This window comes from Actinotalea sp. (assembly GCF_041597215.1).
Taxonomy (GTDB): domain Bacteria; phylum Actinomycetota; class Actinomycetes; order Actinomycetales; family Cellulomonadaceae; genus Actinotalea.
Map to the genome: position 1 here is coordinate 1 of NZ_JBFHHB010000325.1, position 2804 is coordinate 2804.

Genomic DNA, 2804 nt, shown 5'->3' on the forward strand with positions numbered 1-2804 from the left:
AAGGGTCCGTCCGGTGCCTCGGCCTGAGCAGGCCCGACCCCGCGAGGGTCGAAGCAGGCCGCGTACTCGGGCAGCACCACGAGCCGGGCGCCGTCGTCCGCGGCCCCGTGCACGGCCCGGACCGCCGCCGTGCGGTTCGCGTCGGCGTCGAGGGTGGATCTGAGGGCAAGCCCAGCGACCCGGAGTGACATCAGGGGGTCTCGGGCGACCGGTCCGCGTCACCGCGTGCCGCCTCGGCCGCCTTCTCCGCCTCGGCGCGGTGCTCGATCCGCCGGATCTTGCCCGACATCGACCGGAACAGCGGGATGCACAGCAGGACGATCGCGAACACCACGACGAAGCCGAGCAGGCCGGGGCTCACGTCGTTGGGGTCGAGCTCGCCCTGGCTCGGGCTCGGCGAGGGCGCGGCGGCCGGGACCGCGACGAGGGCCGTCGTCTCCGGGGCGGCCGGCAGCCCCGGCACGACGAGACCCGCGACGGGGCTCATCGGACGGCCTCCGGGTCGATACCGGCGAACAGGTCGGTCTCCGGCACCTGGGTCGGGACCCGTGAGTCGGCGAGCTCGTACTCCTCGACCGGCCAGGTCGCCGCCTCGAGATCCCGCGGCACGGAGAAGAAGAAGCCCTCGGGGTCGATCTGCGTCGCGTGGGCGCGCAGCGCGGCGTCCCGCGCCGGGTACATCTCGACGCACTCCACGCGCGTGGTCACCGCACGCTCGGGGATCTCCCGCGCCGAGCGCGACTCGATCCAGTCACCGAACGGGGACTCGGCGCCGACCGAGAGCAGCGCCTCGTGCATCGCGCGCATCCGGGTCAGGGAGAAGTCGTGGTTGTAGTAGAGCTTGAGCGGCTCCCACGGCTCTCCCCCGTCGGGGTAGCGATCGGCATCGCCTGCGGCGCGGTACGCCTCCGCGGCGACCTCGTGCGTCTTGATGTGGTCGGGGTGCGGGTAGCCGCCCGAGGGGTCGTAGGTCGTCATCACGTGCGGCCGGAACGCACGCACGAGCTCGACGAGCGGGGCTGCGGCCTCCTCGAGCGGGACGAGCGCGAAGCAGCCCTCCGGGAGCGGCGGGAGCGGGTCACCCTCCGGCAGGCCGGAGTCGACGAAGCCGAGCCACCGGTGCTGGACACCGAGGGCCGCAGCGGCGCGCGCCATCTCCTCGCGGCGGACGGCGGCCATCTCCTCGCCCTCCGCCGGGCGGTCGGGGTACGAGGCGTTGAGGATCGACCCGCGCTCCCCGCCGGTGCAGGTCACGACGAGCACCTCGACGCCGTGCGCCGCGTAGTACGCCGTCGTCGCGGCTCCCTTGCTCGACTCGTCGTCGGGGTGTGCGTGCACCGCCATGAGTCGCAGACCGCTGCGATCGTCCGCCATCTCAGGCTCCTTCCTGCACCCGAACCCGGGCGCACCGAGGACAATGGTCTCCCATACCGCGCCGGGACAGGTACCGGCTCGCCCCGAGCCGCTCACGTGCCACCAGGGAGACATGATGACCGAGCAGTCCGCCGCACCGCGGGTGCCCGCCGGACGCTACGGACCGGAGCCCGACGTGCACGCGCGCCGGCGGCGCGTCGTCGCGCTCTGGGTCACGGGAGCGCTCGGGCTGGGCGTCGTGGTCTGGCTCGGGCTGGGCGTCGCGAGCAGCCCCGTGAGCTGGAAGGACGTGGGCTTCACCGTGTCCGGCTCGGAGCAGGTCGAGATCGCCTTCGACGTCATCCGCTCCGATCCGGCAGCTCCCGTGCAGTGCCGCGTCCAGGCGCTCAACGAGAACTACGCGCAGGTGGGGGTGCGCACGGTCGACGTGCTCCCGGGTGACCGCCAGGCCCAGCGGGAACGAGCAGTCATCGCCACCTCCGAGCTGGCGACCACTGCCGTGGTCGATCGGTGCTGGCTGAGCGAGGACTGACAGTTGCTATCCTCCTCGTTTACGCACGGCACGCTGAAGCCCCCGGCCAGGCGCCCGTCACATCGTGGTGGCCCCTGCACGCAGCCGTGAGACCCCGAACCATCCGACGGCGTCGAGCCGTACGACCACCGAGCACGAAGGAGCGACCGTGTCCGAGACGACGACTGTCACCTGGCTGACCCAGGAGGCCCACGACCGCCTGACGGCCGAGCTCGCGCAGCTGACGACCGAGGCGCGCCCCGAGATCGCTCGCAAGATCGAGTCCGCCCGCTCGGAGGGCGACCTCAAGGAGAACGGCGGCTACCACGCCGCCCGTGAGGAGCAGGGCAAGCTCGAGGCCAGGATCCGCCAGCTCACCGGGCTGCTGCGTACCGCCGTCGTCGGCGAGGCGCCGGCGGACGACGGTGTCGTGGAGCCCGGCATGGTCGTCGAGGCGACGGTGGCCGGGGACCGGATGACCTTCCTCGTCGGCTCCCGCGAGGTCGCGGACGGCACCGACCTCGACGTCTACAGCGACAAGTCGCCGCTCGGTGCGGCGATCGTCGGACGCATGCGCGGCGAGACGACCTCCTACACGGCACCCAACGGACGGTCGATCGAGGTCGTCATCCACGACGCCAAGCCGTTCATCCCCTGACCGACCCGGCGGGACCGGCGACACCCGACGCCCCGGCGCGCCGGTGGTCGGCCGGCTCACCGGTGGGCGTCACTCGACGAGGCGGTAGCCGCAGCTGCGCAGCCGCTCGACGACGTCCCGTGCATGGGTCGGTCCCCTGGTCTCGATCTGCACGCTGATCTCGACCTCGTCGACGGCCAGGCCCGCGCCGAAGTGCTCATGGGCCACGTGCACGACGTTGCCCCCAGCCCCCGCCAGCTCGGCGAGCAGGCCGGCGAGCCG

Annotated in this window: 4 protein-coding genes and 2 pseudogenes; 2 read left to right on the forward strand and 4 right to left on the reverse strand. The window is 72.8% G+C overall.

Annotated elements, in window-relative coordinates:
- From ABWK99_RS15450 to mca, 3 genes and pseudogenes are all read right to left on the reverse strand, one after another.
- Positions 1-191, reverse strand: a pseudogene (locus ABWK99_RS15450) (hydrolase); the annotation flags it as partial.
- Positions 191-487, reverse strand: coding sequence for a hypothetical protein (locus ABWK99_RS15455; RefSeq protein ID WP_372595580.1), 297 nt, complete (start codon positions 485-487; stop codon positions 191-193). The gene ABWK99_RS15455 and the pseudogene ABWK99_RS15450, both read right to left, overlap by 1 nt.
- On the reverse strand, positions 484-1374 hold the full coding sequence (mca, locus tag ABWK99_RS15460; protein ID WP_372595581.1) for a mycothiol conjugate amidase Mca: 891 nt from the start codon (positions 1372-1374) through the stop codon (positions 484-486). The genes ABWK99_RS15455 and mca overlap by 4 nt, the downstream gene beginning before the upstream one ends.
- A gap of 115 nt (positions 1375-1489) precedes the next feature.
- On the opposite strand from mca, the gene ABWK99_RS15465 reads away from it, so the two are divergent.
- Both ABWK99_RS15465 and greA read left to right on the forward strand, forming a co-directional pair.
- Positions 1490-1906, forward strand: coding sequence for a DUF4307 domain-containing protein (locus ABWK99_RS15465; RefSeq protein WP_372595582.1), 417 nt, complete (start codon positions 1490-1492; stop codon positions 1904-1906).
- 148 nt (positions 1907-2054) lie between these two features.
- Positions 2055-2543 (forward strand): transcription elongation factor GreA, encoded by a 489-nt coding sequence (gene greA, locus ABWK99_RS15470; RefSeq protein ID WP_372595583.1) that lies wholly within the window; start codon positions 2055-2057, stop codon positions 2541-2543.
- Between the two features lie 69 nt (positions 2544-2612).
- On the opposite strand, the pseudogene ABWK99_RS15475 reads toward greA, so the two are convergent.
- Positions 2613-2804 (reverse strand): annotated as a pseudogene (locus tag ABWK99_RS15475) (threonine ammonia-lyase); the annotation flags it as partial.

What these genes read in the sequence shown, in the direction of transcription:
- mca (WP_372595581.1), bottom strand. Translation starts at nt 1,374, where the DNA reads ATGGCGGACGATCGCAGCGGTCTGCGACTCATGGCGGTGCACGCACAC.
- ABWK99_RS15455 (WP_372595580.1), bottom strand. Translation starts at nt 487, where the DNA reads ATGAGCCCCGTCGCGGGTCTCGTCGTGCCGGGGCTGCCGGCCGCCCCG.
- ABWK99_RS15465 (WP_372595582.1), top strand. Translation starts at nt 1,490, where the DNA reads ATGACCGAGCAGTCCGCCGCACCGCGGGTGCCCGCCGGACGCTACGGA.